The following is a 17,928-nucleotide window of genomic DNA, read 5'->3' as shown; positions in this document are numbered from 1 at the left end:
AGCTTTCAGAATAATTATATAATGGTGATATTAACTATCGTTTAATGGAAAAGGAGGTGGAATTGAGATGAATCGTTCTGTAGGATTGCGTGGGAAGTATTTAGACTATATTTACATTTGCCGTGCAATTTTTCATGTATTTGCCTTCAAGGGGACACGTATGCCCTTTTTCAGCAAATAAATATGAATACTGAACGGTAAGAGGTCTCAATTCCAATCACTTTTCTATAAAGAATCGGAAAAAGGGGGCGTTTTCGCTCTCTTTTTTTATGCCTTCTTTTATAAAAGGGGGAAGTGCCATCGCACTTCGATCAGCCATGGGAGAGCCTTCTGCTTCCCATGGCTTTTTTGTGATCATAACGGAACCTCTTACCTTAAAATAGATGAACGAAAGGAAGAGGAAAATGATACTATGCAGTGCACAGGAATTAAGTAAGATGTTTGGAGGACATTTAATATTTGAGGACTTATCCTTTGAAATACCAGAAAGAGCAAGAATCGGTCTCGTTGGCAGAAATGGGACGGGGAAGACGACGATATTTAAATTATTATCAGGAGTCGAATCCCCTGATAAAGGTCTTGTTCATTTAAAGAAGGGAGCCAGGGTAGGCTACCTTGCGCAAATCCCTCATTATCCGGAAGGTACGAAAGGACTTGACGTATTACGCTCTGCGTTTTCCGAATTAATCAAGACCGGTGAGCGATTAAAAGAATTGGAATTTCAAATGGGGACGGAGCAAGATGCCGATACTCTCAACCGATTATTAGAGGAATACGGCAAAAACCAGGACCGATTCACTCTTGCCGGGGGATATGAAATTGAATCCAATATTTCAAAGATCGTCAATGGATTGGACATCAGTGAATTGGTGGATAAGGACTTCAATGACTGCAGTGGTGGGGAACAAACGAAGCTTTGTTTAGGCTTGATACTTTTGCAAAAACCTGATCTTCTGCTCCTTGATGAACCAACGAACCACCTGGATATCGGAGCCGTGGAATGGCTGGAGGATTTTTTGAGAGAGTATGAGGGCACCGTCGTGTGTATTTCCCATGATCGCTATTTTCTCGATAACGTGATTACGAAGGTGTATGACTTAGAGGACGGGGAATTGACGATTTATCATACGAATTACTCCGGTTTTGTGAAGGAAAAGGAAGAACGTTTGATGATCGAATTTCAAGCCTATCAGGAGCAACAGAAGAAAATCAAGAAAATGAAGGAAGCGATCAAACGGTTAAGGGAATGGGCAAATCAGGCAAATCCTCCTAACGAAGCTTTGCATAAACGGGCACGTAACATGGAGAGGGCGTTAGAACGGATGGAGAAGATCAAGCGCCCGGTTCTGGACCGTAAGAAGATGGGATTGGAATTTGAGGAAACGGATCGAAGCGGGAAAATCGTGTTTTCCATGGAGGGTGCTTCAAAGGCTTATGGAGACAAAAGCTTGTTCAGTGGCGCCGATCTCCTCGTCCACTTCAAGGATCGTACTGCGATTGTCGGACAGAATGGAACCGGTAAATCAACGATTATCAGAATGCTTCTCGGGGAAGAAACCGCCGATGCAGGTGTTGTGAAAATCGGAAGCAATGTGAAATTAGGCTATCTTTCCCAGCACTTTACGGTAGCGGATCCAAGTGTTCGTTTGATTGATGCGTTTCGGGAAGAGGTTCCCGTGACAGAGGGAGATGCACGGCATATTCTAGCTAAATTTTTATTTTATGGACCGAATGTGTTTCGACGAGTAGGGCAGCTGAGCGGTGGGGAAAAGATGAGACTCCGCCTTGCCCAATTGATGTATCAGGACATTAACTTCCTTGTCCTTGATGAGCCGACGAACCATCTGGATATTGATTCAAGAGAAGTGTTGGAGGATGCCTTGGAGGACTTTAAAGGCACGATCCTGGCTGTATCTCATGATCGGTACTTTTTAAATAAGTTATTTAAGAAAACGTACTGGATTCATAAGGGCGAACTTTATTTCTTTGATGGTCCATATAGCTGGGCAAAGGAAAAGCTGCCTGAACTTGTTCCGCAGGAAGTGCCTGCAGTTGTTGTGAAAAAAGAAGCACCCCCTAAAGCGGCACCTGAAAAACCGTCGCGGAAGATGGAAGAGGTGGAAGCTGAGCTGGAACGGGTTGAAGAAGAGATTTTTTCCATTGAAGAGATGCTTCTTTCACAAGAAGACTTGGACATCCTTCAGGAACTGTATAAGGAAAAAGAACAGAAAGAGCAGGATCGAGACAAAATGTATCAGGAGTTAGAAGAATTAATGGGTTAGTGTAGAAGGGAGATGACGTTGAAGTCATCTCCCTTCCATAATTTCCAATGACCTTTGTATAATGAAAAAGAAGAGAGGATGAGATTGAATGTTTAAAAAAGAAGTGATCATCATCGGTGGAGGCCTGTCAGGGATCATGGCTGCCAAAACGTTAAAAGATAATGGAATAACGGATATCATCGTCATTGAAAAGAGTACAAGTGTCGGAGGGAGACTCGCCACAAGGCGTATCCAAGACGGAAAAGCGGATCACGGCGCACAGTTCTTCACTGTTCGCTCTCCAGAACTTCAAACAGACGTTGAGAATTGGCTCCAGTCAGGCTGGATCAAAAGGTGGTTTGGCGACCCCTACCCGCGCTACACCTCAGTCAATGGAATGAACGCCCTGGCCAAAAACTTGGCCGAAGCACTTCCAATTGAGCTTAATACGAAAGTCTCCTCCATCCTTGATGGGAGGGACGGACCTCTGGAAGTGGAACTGGATAATGGTGAAAAGATCCTTTGCGAACATATCATCGTAACGGCACCAGTACCTCAAGCCCTTACTTTGCTACCTAAGATCGAAAGCAAGGAGCTAAAGCATATCACGTTCGCTCCTTGTTTCGTTGGAATGTTCACCTTTAATCAGGTAAGCATCGTACCTGCACCGGGACATAAGGACGAACAATTGCCCCCGGGAGTTGAACGGGTGGTGGATCATCATAAGAAAGGAATTTCTTCAACAGTAACGGTGAGTGTGTATATGACGGGAGCCTGGTCGAAGAAGCGCTTTGATCTTGAGGACGACACCATTTTGGGTGAAATTCAGAAGGTTGCAGAACTTCATCTCGGAGAGGGAAATCAACTGGTCGATGCTCAATTGAAACGCTGGAAATATGCAGAGGCAGAAAAAGTCGTTCGCTCCCCTTATGTGGAACTTGGAAGTAATCAGCGGGTTATTGTTTGTGGAGACGCCTTTTTAAGAGAAAATGATGAAGCAGGACGTACTCGGTTTGAAAGTGCTTATTTATCCGGGATTTCAGCAGGAGAGAGAGTGGCAGAAAAGCTGAAGGGATCACCACTCTCATGATTCGTGAAAGGTTGATTGCGGGGTTCAGTATAACCGCCATATCATCAAGAAACACTAGAAGAGTACATAAATCCAATGATAAGAAGAGGAAAAAAAAATGAACATTCAACTAAAGCAAGCGAATCCTGACCATCTCGACACAATTATGGACGTGTACTTGAGATGTAAAAAGGATCTGGATGAAAAGGGATTACTTCAATGGAATGAAGTCTACCCAAGCCGTGAATATTTTGAGGAAGAAATGACAAATGGAAATCTGTACGTACTTATGATAGATGAAAAAATAGCAGGATCCGCGACCCTGAATGAATGGCAGTCCCCGGAATGGTCCGAGATTCCTTGGAAACTTGAGAATGAGTGGGTGATTCATGCCTTGTTTCTCGATCCCCTTCAGCAGGGTAATGGATTGGGGAAAATCTTCATGGAGAAATGTGAAGAGTTCGCTCGTGAAAAAGGCTTCGATAGTATCCGGTTAGATGCGTATTCGAGGAACACGGGAGCAAATTACCTTTATGAAAAAATGGGCTATGATTACCGGGGATCGGTCTATTTCACCTCTAAACCAGAGGGGCATCAGGAATATCGCTGCTATGAAAAAGCGCTGACGCATTAAGATTCAATGGTTGTTCAAATGTACCAAGGAAAAGAGTATAGGATAAATGGTATACTTGAAGGTACAGTATGCGCTGAATAAGAAAGTTGGGAAGCGATTATATTGACACAGATTTTGGATGAGGCGAGGGCGTTCATTGAGCAATGTTATCAGGAATTAAATAAAAGCGTGCAAGACATGATGCTGCGCTTACAACAAATAGAAGATGAACTAAGAACAGAAGGAACCTATACTCATACAAGAGAAGAGCTTGTACACGGAGCCAAGATGGCGTGGAGAAATAGCAATCGCTGCATCGGCCGCTTGTTCTGGAATTCGTTGAACGTGTTTGACGAAAGGGAAGCGTCGACGGAGGACGAGGTTTTCGGTGCGTTAAAGCGCCACCTCGACTATGCTTCCAATAATGGTAGAATCCGTCCGACGATTACCATCTTCAGACCGTCTCAGCCACAGCAGCCTGACATCAGACTATGGAATCATCAATTGATCAGATATGCCGGCTATGTGGAGGATGGGCAGTATGCAGGAGACCCGCATTCCATCGGTTTTACGAAGAAATGCGAGGAGCTTGGCTGGAAAGGGCAGGGGACTGACTTTGATGTCCTGCCTTTCGTCGTGCAAATCGGGGACGGACCTCCACAGTGGAAAGAGATTGAATCCCGACTTAAGTTGGAGGTTCCTCTACGCCACCCTGAGTTTGACTGGTTCCAGGATTTGGGGTTGAAGTGGTATGGAGTTCCGATCATTTCTGATATGGAATTGAAAATCGGGGGCATCTCATATAAAGCAGCTCCGTTTAACGGCTGGTATATGGAGACGGAAATCGGCGCACGGAATCTTGCGGATGAGAACCGCTATAATCTTCTGCCGAAAGTAGCGAGCTGCATGGGGTTGGATATGTCGAGGGCGGCAACGTTGTGGAAAGATAAAGCGCTGATCGAGTTGAATATCGCCGTGCTCCATTCCTTTAAAGAAGATGGGGTAAGCATCGTGGATCATCATACGGCTGCCCAGCAGTTCCGCTTGTTTGAAGAGAACGAGAAGAGCGCCGACCGTGATGTGACCGGGGATTGGACATGGTTGATACCACCTGTGTCCCCGGCAGCGACTCATATATTTCATAAAGAGTACGACAATACGTGGAATTCGACGAATTATTTCTATCAGGATGCGCCTTATTAAGGGGAGCTGTTTTCTGTTTTGTACAGAAAGCAGCTTTTTTTATAACGTGAATGGCGGTTGTTTGGACACTTCATAATATTGAAACCAAAACCTGAACTCATCAAATAAAACAGGTCCATCGAATGTGAAATTCTCAAAGAAATCTTCAACTAATTCTGCATCTGCATCATCCATAATGCCAGTCACATAAAGAGGGGTCTTGAATCGCTTGTATAGATTCTCATAGCCATAAAAGCTGAACAGATCTTCAAGTTGTTGTTCGTTCATCATCTTCACCTTCCTTACTAGTAGGTTTTCCCTATCTTGTAAAAATATCCATAAAAAAACAGCAGCGGAAAGAGTCCGTGCTGTTTTTTATTTATGGGAAAGGGGAAGCGGTGGTGCTTTCCGTTTGATCTTACGGCTTTTCGTCTTGTTTATCGGTTGTGCGCCTTGTCTTCTTGAGAACTTGAACTTAATCCTGCAGAACAAGCAGAAATGGGCAATAGTACAAGCACAAGTAGTACAACCCTCATAGTATACATTATGTGAAGCCACTCCTTTCATCTTCACACTGGGGGACGGACCTTAATAGGTCCGTCCCTCTCATCTTTTCCTATTATTTTTTGTGTGTAGCGTATTTTTTCATTCCTAGTGTGGTTCCACCAGCGATGATCAGCAGAGCTGCAAGAAGGAATTCGAATGGGAATTCATTTCCGGCTGTTCCACCCATACCGGTGTTTGGCATTTCAGAAGGCATATTGGCTTTGAATTTGTCAGGGAACTGATCAGCAAATGCTCCTGATAATCCTTTTGCAGGATTCAGCATATGCTCATATGCCATACGGATTTGATCCCAGGATTTTTCATAATCACCGGCAGCATAGCTGTCGAATGCTCCAATCAGTTGATCCACGTGCATTTGAAGTCCTTCTGCTAAGGCGTCAGATTTTAAACGACCGTCCGTTGCCGTTTCAAGGAATTTGGAGAATTCTGCACGATATCCATCAAGGTTCTTAAGGGCTTCTTCTTTTGCTGCTTCATCTTCAGTACCTGTTGCTTTCACATAATCAACGAAAAACCCGATATGCTTGGACCACATGTCTTTGAACTGGTTACCTGCTTCTTCACCGTATACAGAAGCGATTGCTGCAGACAGGTCGTCGGTATTTGCATTCAGGGCACCAACAGAAGCATCGAAATCTTCTGATCCGTCAATCCCGTTTTGCATGGCCATCGTTGCAAGGGCAGCATGCTCTGTTAATAAGTGGTTAAGAGTTGAACGTAAATCCGTTGCCGGAGTAACAGCCATGGTATTTTCGAATTTGTCAGGATATTGATCCGTGATGGCGCTTGATAATCCTTTTGATACCATTCCCATATGTCCGATAGCCTCACGCTCGTATTCGTAAGCCTTTTCATAGTTACCGGCTACATAACTATCAAAAGCACCGATCAGTTGGTTGATATGCATTTGAAGTCCTTCTGCCAAACTATCAGATTTTAATCGTTCACCAGTTGCCGTTTCAAGGAAGTTAGAGAACTCTTCTTTGTAGCCTGCAAGATTTGCAAGTGCTTCGTCTTTCGCCGCTTGATCATCAGCACCTGTAGCTTTTACATAATCAACGAAGAATCCGATGTGATTCGTCCAGATTGTGTTGAATTGATTACCGGCTTCTTCACCGTATACAGAAGCGATCGCTCCTTTTAAATCGGCTGCGTTATCATTCAGGGCACCGGCTGCTGCGTCAAAATCTTCAGCTCCTTCAGCTCCGCGTCTCATCGCTTCCACCGCTAAGTATGCATGCTCAGTAAGTAAATGGTCCAATGTTGTTCTTAATTCTCCTGCTGGAGTATCCACTTTCACCTCGTGTGAATGATCTTCGCCGTTGTGGGCTGAAACTGTACCTACAGTCGGTACTAGTAATGTCATACTTAAAGGGACGGCTAAATAACTTTTTTTCATTTTCATAATTGAATCGCTCCTTTTTTTTTTTTATATTTTCATAAAGCTAACGACAGAAGTTCAAACATGGATCACATTTTTTGAATTTTTTCTATTATTTTTTAATAGGGGTGAAAAGTAGGGTGTAAAAGATAACAAGGATAGGGGGTATTCTACTATGTAGCCATATAAAAAGTAGAAATGAATAACGAATAGATATTGTTTAACATTTGTATATCCTCTGTTACATAGGACTTAATTCCCTGGTGCGAATTTCTCGAACATTTCGATAGACAAAAAAACGAAATAATCATCAATAGAAATAAAAAAGCCCGGCAGTACTGGACTGCCGGGCGAAAAACATTTATTGAACTTTTTTTATATTTCCGAGGCTAAAACAATCTCCCCTTGAGGTAGCTGGCTGTTCGCATCGGGCTCGAGGGTGATGGCCACCGTATCCCAATCTTTCTTCGTGAACTCTTCGTTAAACTTGAATACAACCGATCCTTTGCCATCCTTACTCGTGACAAATGTTCCGGCACGCTCAGGTTTATCATCTTTAATGAGCCAGACCTGATACACTTCTTCGTCAGAAAGACCCTGAAGCTCAGAAGCCTGGACCACCATGCTTGTTTGTTCCCCCTGCTTGATGATACTTGCTGTACCCTTTGCATTTCCACTGACGGCAGCGAGGTCGACATATTGTACTACCTGATCGATGGTTGCTTGTTCAACCACTTCGTTCTGGTCCTCGAGCTGTGTAAACAGATACGCATTCCCGATTAAGGAAAGGGCCAGGGCAGCTGCGACAGAAGGGAGGAACCATGATCTCTTTTTCTTAGTGGAGAAAGGTTGGACGTTAGCCTTTGGCTTCTCTTCACTCAGAATGTTAGCCAAAACACGGTCTTCCAGGTCTTTAGGAGGCTCGACAACATCAGATGCGAAAGGCATATATTCTGCTAACTGCTCCAGTTCATGAAGTTCTTCCTGACACTGTGGGCAGCTTTCCAGATGTTTTTCAAATTGGGCTCTCTCAAGTTCAGATAAATGACCGTTGTAGTAATCCAGTAAGTAATCGCATTGGTGTGTAGTCATTCGAATTGACCTCCTTTCCCTTTAAGACACGTGTGTAAATGCTTTAGCGCCAAACGAATTCTTCCTTTGACAGTCCCTAGTGGAATGTCAGTGGAATCGGCAATGGATTGTTGAGTCAACCCTTTGAAATAGAATAATTGTACAATGTTTTGCTGTTCATCTTTCAACGACTGGATACACTCCCGAATCGCTGCTCCTTTTTCTTTCCATTCCAACTGATCGGCAGGAGTCTCATGGGTCACCTGCAGGGAGTCTTTCTCTATATATTCAACAGACTCATGTTTCTTTCGCCTGCGGAGCGCATCAAGGCACGTATTTCTCGTCATCGTTAACAGCCATGATGAAAATTTTCCTTTATTGTGGTCATAGGGAGAGTGCTTTTTCCAGAGTTTCATAAATACCTCTTGAATCACTTCCTCTGCAATTTCCCGATCACCTGTCATTTTATAAGAGAAAGAATAAATCAGTTTTTCGTATTGTTGATAAAGTTGTCGTAATGCTGTTGAATCTTTGGCTAAAACTTGCTGATACAGTTCTAAATCGTGTCGATCATTGGGCATATTACGCTCCTTATCTTTGACATATAAAATAAGGATACTAAACAACGGTTAGGAACTCAATTTTAATAAGCTAACGAATGGAATTAGATTTTGGATCATAAATGTTTGAAAAAAATGTTAGTGGGGTAAATAGGGGAGTTTCGGATTGATAATAAAATATCCCCCAATGAAATGGGGGATACCTCGTGTTTATTTTACTTTTTGTAACTTGTGAATCACGGATAGGGAACGTCCTGTGCCGATGGCCACTGATTCCAGCGGGTTTGGAGCTAAGTGAACCGGTACGACGATTTCCTGGCTCAACCAATCTTGAAGTCCGTTCAGAAGTGCTCCGCCTCCAGTCAGAATCACACCGCGGTCGACAATGTCCCCACTTAGTTCAGGAGGACAATTTTCCAATGTCGCACGGATCGTTTCCAGGATGTGAAGAAGAGATTCTTTCAACGCATCCTGAATTTCATTGGATGATAGTTCGATCGTTTTTGGAAGGCCCGTCACAAGGTCACGTCCACGAATATCCATCGTTCTTTCTTCATGGTCGATCAGTGCTTGACCCACTTCGATTTTCACTAATTCAGCGGTTCTTTCACCAATCAACAGATTGTAACGTTTGCGAACGTACTGAACAATATCTTCATCCATTTGATCTCCACCGATACGGATCGTGTTACAGGAAACAACGCCACCGTAAGAGATGATCGCTACTTCCGTCGTTCCACCACCGATATCAACGATTACGTTGGCAACAGGCTCACCTACAGGCAAATCAGCACCGATGGCAGCAGCTACAGGTTCTTCAATAAGAGTCACGGATTTCGCACCGCTTCCTCTTACGGCATCCTGAATCGCTCTTCTCTCGACACTTGTTGCACCAGAAGGCGTACAAACGACAACCGTTGGCTTGCGGATAGAGAATCCAAGTTTTTTACTCGCTTTTTTCATCACTTGTTTTAACATTTCAGTTGTCACATCAAAGTCGGCAATCACACCATCTTTAAGCGGGCGCACAGCCACGATTTTCCCTGGCGTTTTCCCGATCATGCTCTTGGCTTCAGTTCCAACCGCCAAGACCGTTTTATTCTCTGTGTCGATCGCGACAACAGAAGGTTCATTAAGTATAATTCCTTTATTTTTACTATAAACAAGTATATTTGCAGTTCCTAAATCGATACCAATTTCAGAGTTTGATAACATCAATATTCCTCCAACTATAAGAATTCTAGACAGTATAACCTTCTATACAGTATAGGAGATTTTTGAGGGTTATGTAGGTGGAGATATTTACCACCGACAAATTATTACAAAGTATGACAGAAGTGAAAGCGTTTTTAAAAAAATGAAAGTGTGTGATGGAGGGGTTTTGTATACCTGTATGGGTACGTAGGAACGGACCTTGATTTTTTGTTCGTTAAAAAAATTTAAACGTTCTGTAATATAGATAGGGATGTTTGGAGTAGTCGGAAGGTGGTGAAGGGGGAGTTCGGGACATGGGAGTGGTTATATGGGATGGTGCTTGGGTGAAAATGGAGGGGACGGGGACTCTTGTAGTAGGTAGTGTATTTCTTTTGACTTCGATAATATTTATATTATCTTCCGGGTATAATCGCCATTACTCTGATAGGTTGAAAGAAGATGGGATGGATTTAGTAGGTAAAGAAGGAGAGTTTAGGCATTGAAAACAAGATATCTGCGAAATTTGCATTTTATCAGCGGAATATTCGATATATCAGCGAAATTCCACATATATCAGCGAACGGCTGAAACGGTGACTATGAAACTACCTCACCTGGATGAATTCTCAAACTATGAATAAGCAACAGGTGAGCGGAATCCAAAATAACGGCGAAAATCCCGTTTTAACGGCGATACTTTCAATATAACGGCGAACGGCCGAAACCCCTTCAATTTCAATCGATCTATCAAACAAAAAAATGCCCCACCAGGAGGCATTTTCCCATTATCAAAGCGTAAACCGCTCCAATTCTTTTTTCATTTCTGCTGTCATTACGTTCAATTTTCCTACTTGTTCATTCATTTGTTCGAAGTACCTCAGCTGCTCTTCGGTAGAAGAAGAAATTTCTTCCGTTCCGGCAGCGGTTTCCTCTGTGATCGCCGAGATGTTTTCAATGGCTGCAATCACCTGATGGGTACGCTCATTCGAAGCTTGCATACCATTTTCAAGTTGTACTAAATTTTCATAAATGGTTGAAACGTTTCCGGATATGTCTTTAAACGCATTCTCTGTCACACTCATGGAGTCCACTTGCTGAGTAGAAAGGGATTTCCCCTTTTGAGAAGCTTCCATAATAGAGTGAATGCCATTTTTGATATTTCCGACCATGTTACCGATTCGCTCGGTTGCAACGGATGAATCTTCTGCCAGTTTTCGGACTTCCTGGGCAACGACGGCGAATCCTTTTCCTGCGTCCCCGGCTCTGGCTGCTTCGATTGCTGCGTTTAGTGCTAAGAGATTTGTTTGATCGGCAATTTCCCTTACCGCATGGGAAGCATGTTCAATTTCACCGGTATATTGGGCAAAGTGTTCGATGGAATCCATGATGGATGAAGAAGATTCGGCGATCATTTCAGCAAATTCCTGCTGCTTATTTAAGGATGCCCGGCCATGCTCAACCGAATCCAATGCCACTTTACTGCTAGCGGATGATTCTCCGCTTTGTCTCACATTCTGGGCAAAATCATCACCCATCAGAGACATTAAAGCAGCCGTTGACTGGATATCTTCAGAGATGGATTGACTTCCTTTTGCCAGTTCTTCAGTCGAAATCGCCACCTGGTTGCTGCTTTCTGCCAAACTCGTCATTTGTGAGCGTACATCCTGGGTGAACTTCTCTACATTTGATCCGATATCATGGACGGATTGAACCGTACTCCGCAGGTTCAGAACCATATGGTGAAAAGCGGTTTGGAGTTTGTCCACTTCAAATTTACTGTTTTTCTCTTTAACCGACTCAACTGAAATCGTTAAATCACCATTGGCCATCTTTTCAGCGTTATCCACCATAATGTTTAAAGGCTTAACTATTCGCTGTGTCAATAAGGTAGATGCTGCCATGGATAGGATGATGGTTAAGATAAACCCGATCACCGACACCCATACAATAAATTCAATTTGCCTCTTGTTTTCTTTTAAAAGGCTTTGATACCAATCATTTGTTTGTTTCGTTAATAGATACATATCGTTCAGGACGCCGGAGATGCGGATCGACTGTCGTTTGATCTCCGCTTTGTTCATTTCAGTGAGAGCTGCATCTGATGCAGTCTTCAAATCTGTGAATTTCGCCTCGATGGAGGAAAGGGTTTCTTGCTGATCTTTAATTGTCAAAAGCTTTTTTAAATCTGAGATCTGCGTAGATGTTTCTTCCAGAATGCCCTCTACGATTTGTTTATTTTCTGCTGTTGAATTGACGGAGTAATTGGATAGTGCCTGCTTTGCCACATTCAAATCTCCCCGCAATGTCTCTGTTTCAAGAAGTACTTGTACATCTTCATTTGCAGAATTTTGAAGAGAAATCAGTTGAGAGACGATGTACCCAATGATAATCGTCGAAAGGATAAGGGGGATAAGTCCCAAAATCAGTAAACGTCTTTTTAATGCCATGAGAATACTCCTTAGTTGAGATTTATTGCAATTTAATGTTAATGTCCCCAGAGATGATTTTGTTTTTAGCGTCTTCTAGTTGTTTTGTTTCTTCAGGAGACAAGCTGGTCACACGAATGGGGGCTAATCCCACGCCATCTTCCTTGAGCCCCAGCTCATAGGCTTGTTGAGTTATTTTTTGATTTGAAATAAGTTCTTTTGTTATGTTGAATACCGCGTTATCAACTTTTTTGACCATGGACGTGACAACCGACTTTTCGGCAATGAAGTATTGATCCGAGTCGACCCCTCCAGATAAAATGCCTGCTTTTTGCGCAGCCTGAATCGCTCCCACTCCTGTAAAACCAGCGGCAGGATAAATAAAGTCTGCGCCTTGTTTCATTTGGTTCTCAGCTATTTTCCCACCAAGCTCAGCGTCACCAAAATTGTCGGCGTTGTCTTTCAATACCTTTATGGAAGGATTGATATACTGAGCACCTTGTTCAAACCCTTTTTCAAATCGTTGAATAACAGGAACATCGGCTCCACTAATGAATCCAATCGTGTTGCTTTTTGATTTCATAGCTGCCACCATACCGAGAAGGAAGCTGCCTTCATGTTCTTTAAACGTAATCGATGTGATGTTATCCACATCTGAGGATCCGTCTATCAATAGAAATTTCTGATCAGGATTTTCTTTTGCAATCTTTTCAATAGCATCTTGAATCGAAAATCCAAGGCCGATCACAAGCTCATGGTTCTGATCGACAAGCTCCTGGAGTGCTTCTTCAAAGTTTCCGTCCGGTGCTTCTCTATAATCAAATAAAATACCTAATTCATCCCTGGCCCGTTCTAATCCTCTAAATGCCGAATCGTTAAACGATCCATCCCCAAGCCCTGTGTCAGAGAGAAGGATTCCAATACTCTGCTGCTTTTCTACACTCGCTTCTTCCGTCATAGGTGTGGAACATCCCGCCACAACAAGCATGACAAGAAGAAACACGCTGATTAACTTCTTCAAACCGTTACCTCCAAAAATAAATATTGAGACATTCACATGTCCGTACCTCTGTATTATCGGAGGGACGGACCTATTTTGAAGGGGAGGAGGGAAAAAAATGTTGTGGGGATGATTGGAGTTTTCAGAGTGAGTATGTGGTGTGGAAGGTGGTTGTGTACATTGGTTTGGTAATGTTAATTGGATATTCACCATTATTTGGGGGGATTCGGCAACTAAAATGGATAATTACAATTATCTGGTGTGGAACTACAATTGATATGATCGGAAAAGGGGGAGGGGATGGATTTTGGACGGGAAATGAGAAGCGTTTTAGACATCGGACGCAAGATATCAGCGGAATTTACGTTTTATCAGCGGAATTCCACATATATCAGCGAAGTGCTGATTCGTCGTATTAATTTAGGCTATGAAATTTCGTACGATTAATATTCGGCAGGAGACCGGATTCCAAGATAACGGCGAACGGACTCTTCCACAAAAAAAAGAGATGCTCTCTACAAGCATCTCCCCTTCATCAATACGCTTTACGGAAAAACTCCGCAAGCTCCTGACTATGTTTTTTGCGTGCTTTGCGGTGCTCGGCACGGTTCTTGGCGGTTTCGTTCAGCCATTTTTCTTCTTCTGTTTCCGGTACGACTTCCGCAATGACGGCTGGTTTATTGCCTTCTAAAGCAACAAAGGTCAAGAAGGAGATGGCTGCCACATTGGTTTCTCCTGTTAGAAGCACCTCTGAAGTGACCTTCACACAAACCTCCATGGAGCTGCGACCCGTGTAGGTAACCATAGCTTCCAACGTGACGGCATCCCCGACTTTTATGGGTTGCAGGAAGTCGACGGAATCTGTTGAAGCCGTTACGACGGGCTTACGGGCGTGACGGGTAGCGGCAATGGAGGCCACGTCGTCTATATAGGCCATCAGTTTTCCACCAAACAATGTACCATGATGGTTGGTGTCGGGTGGAAGAACGTGGGTCGTTTTACTTGTTTTCGTTTCTTTCATAAACTTTTTTTCTCTCAATGAATTCACCTTCCGTTATCAATGTGCAAAAAGATTGCTACCTTATACTATTCACTAAAGGCGGTCGGAAGAAACATAATCGCGAGAAAAAGTTATAGAAATATACTAATGATAATGGCCGTTATGAAGCTTGCCAGTGTACCGGCAATGATGGCTTTCAAGCTTAACTTAGAAACCATCGGACGCTGTGTCGGCTCTAAAGAACCCAATCCGACAATCAATTGTCCGATCGAAGACAGGTTCGCAAAGTTACAAAGGGCAACGGAAAGAATCGCAACGGTCTTTGGTGAAAGCTCGCTCATCAATCCTGATAGCTCTTTGTATGCGACGAATTCATTCACAGAAAGCTTCGTCCCGATGATGGAGGCAGCATGGAACGCTTCATCCATCGGAATACCGACGAGTAGTGCAAGTGGATAGAACAGGTAGCCGAAGACCGTGGAAAGACTCATGTCGACAGCACCCAGTAATCCGTTGACGAGAGCAAGGATCCCGATAAACGCGATGAGCAGTCCACCAATATTGATGGCCAGCTGTGTACCACTAAGGGCACCTTCGGAAATAGCTTCGAATACGTTCGTATGAGTGGTTTTTCCTAATGAAATATCACCATTCGTTTTGGATTCTTCCGTTTCAGGTTCGATGATTTTGGCGATCACAAGAGAGACGATCGGCACACTGAAGACGGATAGTAGAAGGAATTTCATGTCGATTCCCATCAATGAATATCCAATTAATATCGCTCCACTTGCTGAAGCAGTTCCCCCAACCATAACGGCAAAAAGTTCAGAACGCGTCAGTTTTATTAAATAAGGTTTAATCAAAAGGGGGGCTTCAGCTAATCCAAGAAAAGAATTTCCGATCGCATTAAACGATTCAACCTTCGTCGTCCCAAGGATCTTACCCAACCCGATTCCGATATATTTTACAAAGAACGGGATGATTCGCAAGTAATAAAGTGCTGAAATAAGTGCAGAAATAAAGATGATCGCACCCAGAACATTGATGGCGAACACAAATGAAATATTCGTTCCCTTCTCAAAAAATCCTCCGAACACGAACATGATTCCTTCATTGCTGTAGTCGATGACTTTTTGTACACCCAAGGCAGCTTTTTTCAAAATGGTTTGTCCGAATGGGACTTTTAATACAAACAAGACAAGCAGGAATTCCAGGCAGATCCCGATGACGATCGTGCGCCATTGAATGGCTGAGCGGTTGCTGCTCAACAGCCACGCTAAGAATAGAACTCCAAGTAATGATAAGATGCCATATATTAAACTCACAATACCAATCCCCCAACATGTAATCTTCAACGAATCCTCAGGTTTACGTCGTATGATGTCTGACCTCTCAGAAAAATAAAAAAGTGCATGAAGACATTCTCTAAAAAATAGGGAAAGTCTCCATACACAAACAGCATATAGAAAAGACTTTCCTTATAGTCCGGCACTTTACGGCTGCCAGGTAGAGACTTATGGTCCATATCACCATAGATATATAAGGAATTCGTATGAAGTTGATTTGAAATATGTTTTCTACTCTATCATATGACTGAAGACTATCACAATAGTTTTTTTGTAAAGAAAAGCATGGAAAAACGTGGTGAATCTAAATTACTATTTTTAACAAAATTACAAAAATAATAGTTTACCAGTATAACATTTGGGGAACTTTCACAAACACATGTAATAAATATGAAGGGAAGAGGATGCATGTTTGAAAGTGGTTTGCTGTTTACACTATTGACTTGTGTGTTTTTTATGGGGTTGGTTGCTTGGATTTCATACATTAAGACTAAAGGATCATTGAACGATTCGACAGGATATTTTTTGGCGGGGAGAGGGCTGACGGGTACGTTCATCGCCGGGTCTCTTCTATTAACGAACTTATCGGCTGAGCAGCTGGTCGGTTTAAACGGACAAGCCTTCCGTGCAAACCTTTCAAATATGGCGTGGGAAGTGACCGCCGCCATCGCGATTATCATCATGGCCCTGTATTTACTTCCAAAGTATTTAGGAAGAAGCTTCACGACATTACCAGAGTTTCTGAATCAACGTTATGACAAGGGAGTTCGACAGTATACAACCATTCTCTTTATGCTCGGGTATGTATTTGTTACGATTCCATCCATGCTCTATTCAGGGGCACTTGCCGTGTTGAAATTATTTGATGTACCCGGGCTTATGGGTATTTCCTATACTCAATCGATCTGGGTGATTGTGTGGGTGATCGGGATCATCGGCAGCATTTACGCCATCTTTGGCGGACTGAAAGCCGTTGCCATTTCCGATGCGTTAAACGGGGTCGGCCTCTTGATCATCGGGATTCTTGTTCCGATTTTAGGATTTTATGCTTTAGGTGAAGGAAGTTTCTTATCAGGAGTAAAGGAGATTGCCACGAACAACCCGGAAAAGCTGAACTCAATAGGTTCTTCTTCTGATTCTGTTCCGTTTTCCACGATCTTCACAGGAATGATTTTTGCGAATTTATTTTATTGGGCATCTAACCAGTACGTGATTCAACGAACGTTAGGAGCGAAGAATCTGGCAGAGGGACAGAAGGGTGTCATCATTTCAGGATTCTATAAGCTTCTCGTTCCGTTTATGATGATGCTGCCGGGAGTCATTGCTTTTCATCTTTATGGAGATTCATTGAAAAGTGTGGATTTGGCTTATCCGGCACTGATTAACGCGGTGCTGCCCTGGTATCTGACAGGTTTCTTCTTAGCCGTGTTACTGGGAGCGGTGCTTAGCTCGTTTAATTCCCTGTTAAATAGTGCAGCGACGTTATTTGCACTTGATATCTATAAGCCTCAGTTCAACCCGGATGTCAGTGATCAGAAATTAATTTCGATCAGTAAGTGGTTTGGAGCGGCACTCGCGGTCGTTTCCATGTGTGTGTCACCAATGTTGATTCATGCGACGGACGGCTTATGGGATCTGATCCGAAAGTTCACAGGGTTCTTTAACATCCCGATTATCGTCGTTTTATTGGTTGGGGTGTTCTCAAAACGCATTCCTGCTTTAGCCGCCAAAACAGTGATCATTCTTCACGTGTTCACGTATTATATGCTTGTATGGGGAACAGGCCATTTATTCGGATTCTCTATCAATATTAACTTTATTCATATATATGGAATCCTGTTTGTTTCAGAGATTGTGTTGATGGTAGCAATCGGCTGGTGGAAGCCATTGAAGAAGCCATACGAATATCGTTATAATCCGAAAGTGGATATGATGCCGTGGAAATACAGCATCCCATTGTCCATTGTGCTCATGGCGTCCGTAGTGCAAACGTATTTCATCTTTTCACCCATCGGACTGGCCTATGAATCAGGTGTCATTTCAACCTATTTCTGGCCAGCAACTGGAGGATTGGTTGTCACAACCACCGGCCTGATCTTCTGGTCACTAAAAAGCTGGAACAAGAAATACCAAGCCTACCTGCTCAAAAACAAACCATACAAACTAAACCGTACCAAAAAATACTCCCTGCAACAAAACCTGAATCCGATCTACTCTTCGAAACTACTGAAATAAAAAAGAGGGACGGACCTTCATTCC

Annotated in this window: 18 protein-coding genes and 1 riboswitch; of the genes, 8 read left to right on the top strand and 10 right to left on the bottom strand. The window is 43.1% G+C overall.

Annotation, left to right across the window (positions count from 1 at the left end; all coding sequences use genetic code 11):
- Positions 1-67 precede the first annotated feature (67 nt).
- Positions 68-181 carry an RAxF-45 family protein gene (locus FZC88_RS24655; RefSeq protein WP_282137584.1) on the top strand — a complete coding sequence of 38 codons (114 nt, stop codon included), beginning with the start codon at positions 68-70 and terminating at the stop codon, positions 179-181.
- Positions 182-217: 36 nt separating this feature from the next.
- On the opposite strand, the gene FZC88_RS24025 is transcribed toward FZC88_RS24655, so the two are convergent.
- Positions 218-358 (bottom strand): hypothetical protein, encoded by a 141-nt coding sequence (locus FZC88_RS24025; protein WP_187443192.1) that lies wholly within the window; start codon positions 356-358, stop codon positions 218-220.
- Between the two features lie 46 nt (positions 359-404).
- Between FZC88_RS24025 and abc-f the strand changes: the two genes are divergently transcribed.
- The 4 genes from abc-f (at position 405) to FZC88_RS11680 (ending at position 5,146) form a co-directional block, all read left to right on the top strand.
- Positions 405-2,282, top strand: coding sequence for a ribosomal protection-like ABC-F family protein (abc-f, locus tag FZC88_RS11695; RefSeq protein ID WP_148994997.1), 1,878 nt, complete (start codon positions 405-407; stop codon positions 2,280-2,282).
- An 88-nt stretch (positions 2,283-2,370) separates the two neighbouring features.
- On the top strand, positions 2,371-3,351 hold the full coding sequence (locus FZC88_RS11690) for an NAD(P)/FAD-dependent oxidoreductase (RefSeq protein ID WP_148994996.1): 981 nt from the start codon (positions 2,371-2,373) through the stop codon (positions 3,349-3,351).
- Positions 3,352-3,448: 97 nt separating this feature from the next.
- Positions 3,449-3,964, top strand: coding sequence for a GNAT family N-acetyltransferase (locus tag FZC88_RS11685; RefSeq protein WP_148994995.1), 516 nt, complete (start codon positions 3,449-3,451; stop codon positions 3,962-3,964).
- A 102-nt stretch (positions 3,965-4,066) separates the two neighbouring features.
- Complete coding sequence (locus FZC88_RS11680; RefSeq protein ID WP_148994994.1) at positions 4,067-5,146, top strand: nitric oxide synthase oxygenase; 1,080 nt, start codon at positions 4,067-4,069, stop codon at positions 5,144-5,146.
- Between the two features lie 39 nt (positions 5,147-5,185).
- Here the strand turns inward: FZC88_RS11680 and FZC88_RS11675 are convergent, their stop codons facing one another.
- From FZC88_RS11675 to mreBH, 5 genes are all read right to left on the bottom strand, one after another.
- Positions 5,186-5,413 carry a hypothetical protein gene (locus FZC88_RS11675; protein WP_148995174.1) on the bottom strand — a complete coding sequence of 76 codons (228 nt, stop codon included), beginning with the start codon at positions 5,411-5,413 and terminating at the stop codon, positions 5,186-5,188.
- A gap of 331 nt (positions 5,414-5,744) precedes the next feature.
- Positions 5,745-7,097, bottom strand: coding sequence for a copper amine oxidase (locus tag FZC88_RS11670; RefSeq protein WP_148994993.1), 1,353 nt, complete (start codon positions 7,095-7,097; stop codon positions 5,745-5,747).
- A gap of 351 nt (positions 7,098-7,448) precedes the next feature.
- Positions 7,449-8,165: an anti-sigma factor gene (locus FZC88_RS11665; protein WP_148995173.1), complete on the bottom strand. Its 717-nt coding sequence runs from the start codon at positions 8,163-8,165 to the stop codon at positions 7,449-7,451.
- Positions 8,162-8,725: an RNA polymerase sigma factor gene (locus FZC88_RS11660; protein WP_148994992.1), complete on the bottom strand. Its 564-nt coding sequence runs from the start codon at positions 8,723-8,725 to the stop codon at positions 8,162-8,164. The genes FZC88_RS11665 and FZC88_RS11660 overlap by 4 nt, the downstream gene beginning before the upstream one ends.
- 189 nt (positions 8,726-8,914) lie before the next feature.
- Positions 8,915-9,919 carry a rod-share determining protein MreBH gene (gene mreBH / locus FZC88_RS11655; RefSeq protein ID WP_034761217.1) on the bottom strand — a complete coding sequence of 335 codons (1,005 nt, stop codon included), beginning with the start codon at positions 9,917-9,919 and terminating at the stop codon, positions 8,915-8,917.
- Between the two features lie 293 nt (positions 9,920-10,212).
- Here mreBH and FZC88_RS11650 point away from each other — a divergent pair, with 293 nt between their 5' ends.
- Positions 10,213-10,401, top strand: a complete 189-nt coding sequence (locus FZC88_RS11650; RefSeq protein WP_148994991.1) for a hypothetical protein — start codon at positions 10,213-10,215, stop codon at positions 10,399-10,401.
- Between the two features lie 284 nt (positions 10,402-10,685).
- Here the strand turns inward: FZC88_RS11650 and FZC88_RS11645 are convergent, their stop codons facing one another.
- Together FZC88_RS11645 and FZC88_RS11640 are read right to left on the bottom strand one after the other, a co-directional pair.
- Positions 10,686-12,344, bottom strand: a complete 1,659-nt coding sequence (locus FZC88_RS11645) for a methyl-accepting chemotaxis protein (RefSeq protein WP_148994990.1) — start codon at positions 12,342-12,344, stop codon at positions 10,686-10,688.
- A gap of 22 nt (positions 12,345-12,366) precedes the next feature.
- Positions 12,367-13,344, bottom strand: a complete 978-nt coding sequence (locus FZC88_RS11640) for a BMP family ABC transporter substrate-binding protein (protein ID WP_148994989.1) — start codon at positions 13,342-13,344, stop codon at positions 12,367-12,369.
- A gap of 279 nt (positions 13,345-13,623) precedes the next feature.
- Between FZC88_RS11640 and FZC88_RS24020 the strand changes: the two genes are divergently transcribed.
- A complete protein-coding gene (locus tag FZC88_RS24020; protein WP_187443593.1) occupies positions 13,624-13,770 on the top strand; it encodes a hypothetical protein in 147 nt (48 codons plus the stop codon).
- An 88-nt stretch (positions 13,771-13,858) separates the two neighbouring features.
- On the opposite strand, the gene FZC88_RS11635 is transcribed toward FZC88_RS24020, so the two are convergent.
- Both FZC88_RS11635 and FZC88_RS11630 read right to left on the bottom strand, forming a co-directional pair.
- Positions 13,859-14,362, bottom strand: a complete 504-nt coding sequence (locus tag FZC88_RS11635) for an acyl-CoA thioesterase (protein ID WP_113968670.1) — start codon at positions 14,360-14,362, stop codon at positions 13,859-13,861.
- 92 nt (positions 14,363-14,454) lie between these two features.
- Complete coding sequence (locus FZC88_RS11630; RefSeq protein ID WP_148994988.1) at positions 14,455-15,648, bottom strand: NupC/NupG family nucleoside CNT transporter; 1,194 nt, start codon at positions 15,646-15,648, stop codon at positions 14,455-14,457.
- 136 nt (positions 15,649-15,784) lie between these two features.
- A riboswitch (purine riboswitch) is annotated at positions 15,785-15,886 on the bottom strand.
- Between the two features lie 191 nt (positions 15,887-16,077).
- Between FZC88_RS11630 and FZC88_RS11625 the strand changes: the two genes are divergently transcribed.
- Positions 16,078-17,904 carry a solute:sodium symporter family transporter gene (locus FZC88_RS11625; RefSeq protein ID WP_148994987.1) on the top strand — a complete coding sequence of 609 codons (1,827 nt, stop codon included), beginning with the start codon at positions 16,078-16,080 and terminating at the stop codon, positions 17,902-17,904.
- The last annotated feature ends 24 nt before the right edge of the window (positions 17,905-17,928 follow it).

This window comes from Rossellomorea aquimaris (assembly GCF_008180865.1).
Taxonomy (GTDB): domain Bacteria; phylum Bacillota; class Bacilli; order Bacillales; family Bacillaceae_B; genus Rossellomorea; species Rossellomorea yichunensis.
The sequence above is the reverse complement of the archived record's forward strand: the minus strand, read 5'-3'. Positions and strand labels throughout refer to the sequence as shown.

Excerpts from the sequence above, each read along its gene's own strand:
- FZC88_RS24655 (WP_282137584.1), top strand. The coding sequence starts at position 68 with ATGAATCGTTCTGTAGGATTGCGTGGGAAGTATTTAGACTATATTTAC.
- FZC88_RS24025 (WP_187443192.1), bottom strand. The coding sequence starts at position 358 with ATGATCACAAAAAAGCCATGGGAAGCAGAAGGCTCTCCCATGGCTGAT.
- abc-f (WP_148994997.1), top strand. The coding sequence starts at position 405 with ATGATACTATGCAGTGCACAGGAATTAAGTAAGATGTTTGGAGGACAT.
- FZC88_RS11690 (WP_148994996.1), top strand. The coding sequence starts at position 2,371 with ATGTTTAAAAAAGAAGTGATCATCATCGGTGGAGGCCTGTCAGGGATC.
- FZC88_RS11685 (WP_148994995.1), top strand. The coding sequence starts at position 3,449 with ATGAACATTCAACTAAAGCAAGCGAATCCTGACCATCTCGACACAATT.
- FZC88_RS11675 (WP_148995174.1), bottom strand. The coding sequence starts at position 5,413 with ATGAACGAACAACAACTTGAAGATCTGTTCAGCTTTTATGGCTATGAG.
- FZC88_RS11670 (WP_148994993.1), bottom strand. The coding sequence starts at position 7,097 with ATGAAAATGAAAAAAAGTTATTTAGCCGTCCCTTTAAGTATGACATTA.
- FZC88_RS11665 (WP_148995173.1), bottom strand. The coding sequence starts at position 8,165 with ATGACTACACACCAATGCGATTACTTACTGGATTACTACAACGGTCAT.
- FZC88_RS11660 (WP_148994992.1), bottom strand. The coding sequence starts at position 8,725 with ATGCCCAATGATCGACACGATTTAGAACTGTATCAGCAAGTTTTAGCC.
- mreBH (WP_034761217.1), bottom strand. The coding sequence starts at position 9,919 with ATGTTATCAAACTCTGAAATTGGTATCGATTTAGGAACTGCAAATATA.
- FZC88_RS11650 (WP_148994991.1), top strand. The coding sequence starts at position 10,213 with ATGGGAGTGGTTATATGGGATGGTGCTTGGGTGAAAATGGAGGGGACG.
- FZC88_RS11645 (WP_148994990.1), bottom strand. The coding sequence starts at position 12,344 with ATGGCATTAAAAAGACGTTTACTGATTTTGGGACTTATCCCCCTTATC.
- FZC88_RS24020 (WP_187443593.1), top strand. The coding sequence starts at position 13,624 with ATGGATTTTGGACGGGAAATGAGAAGCGTTTTAGACATCGGACGCAAG.
- FZC88_RS11625 (WP_148994987.1), top strand. The coding sequence starts at position 16,078 with ATGTTTGAAAGTGGTTTGCTGTTTACACTATTGACTTGTGTGTTTTTT.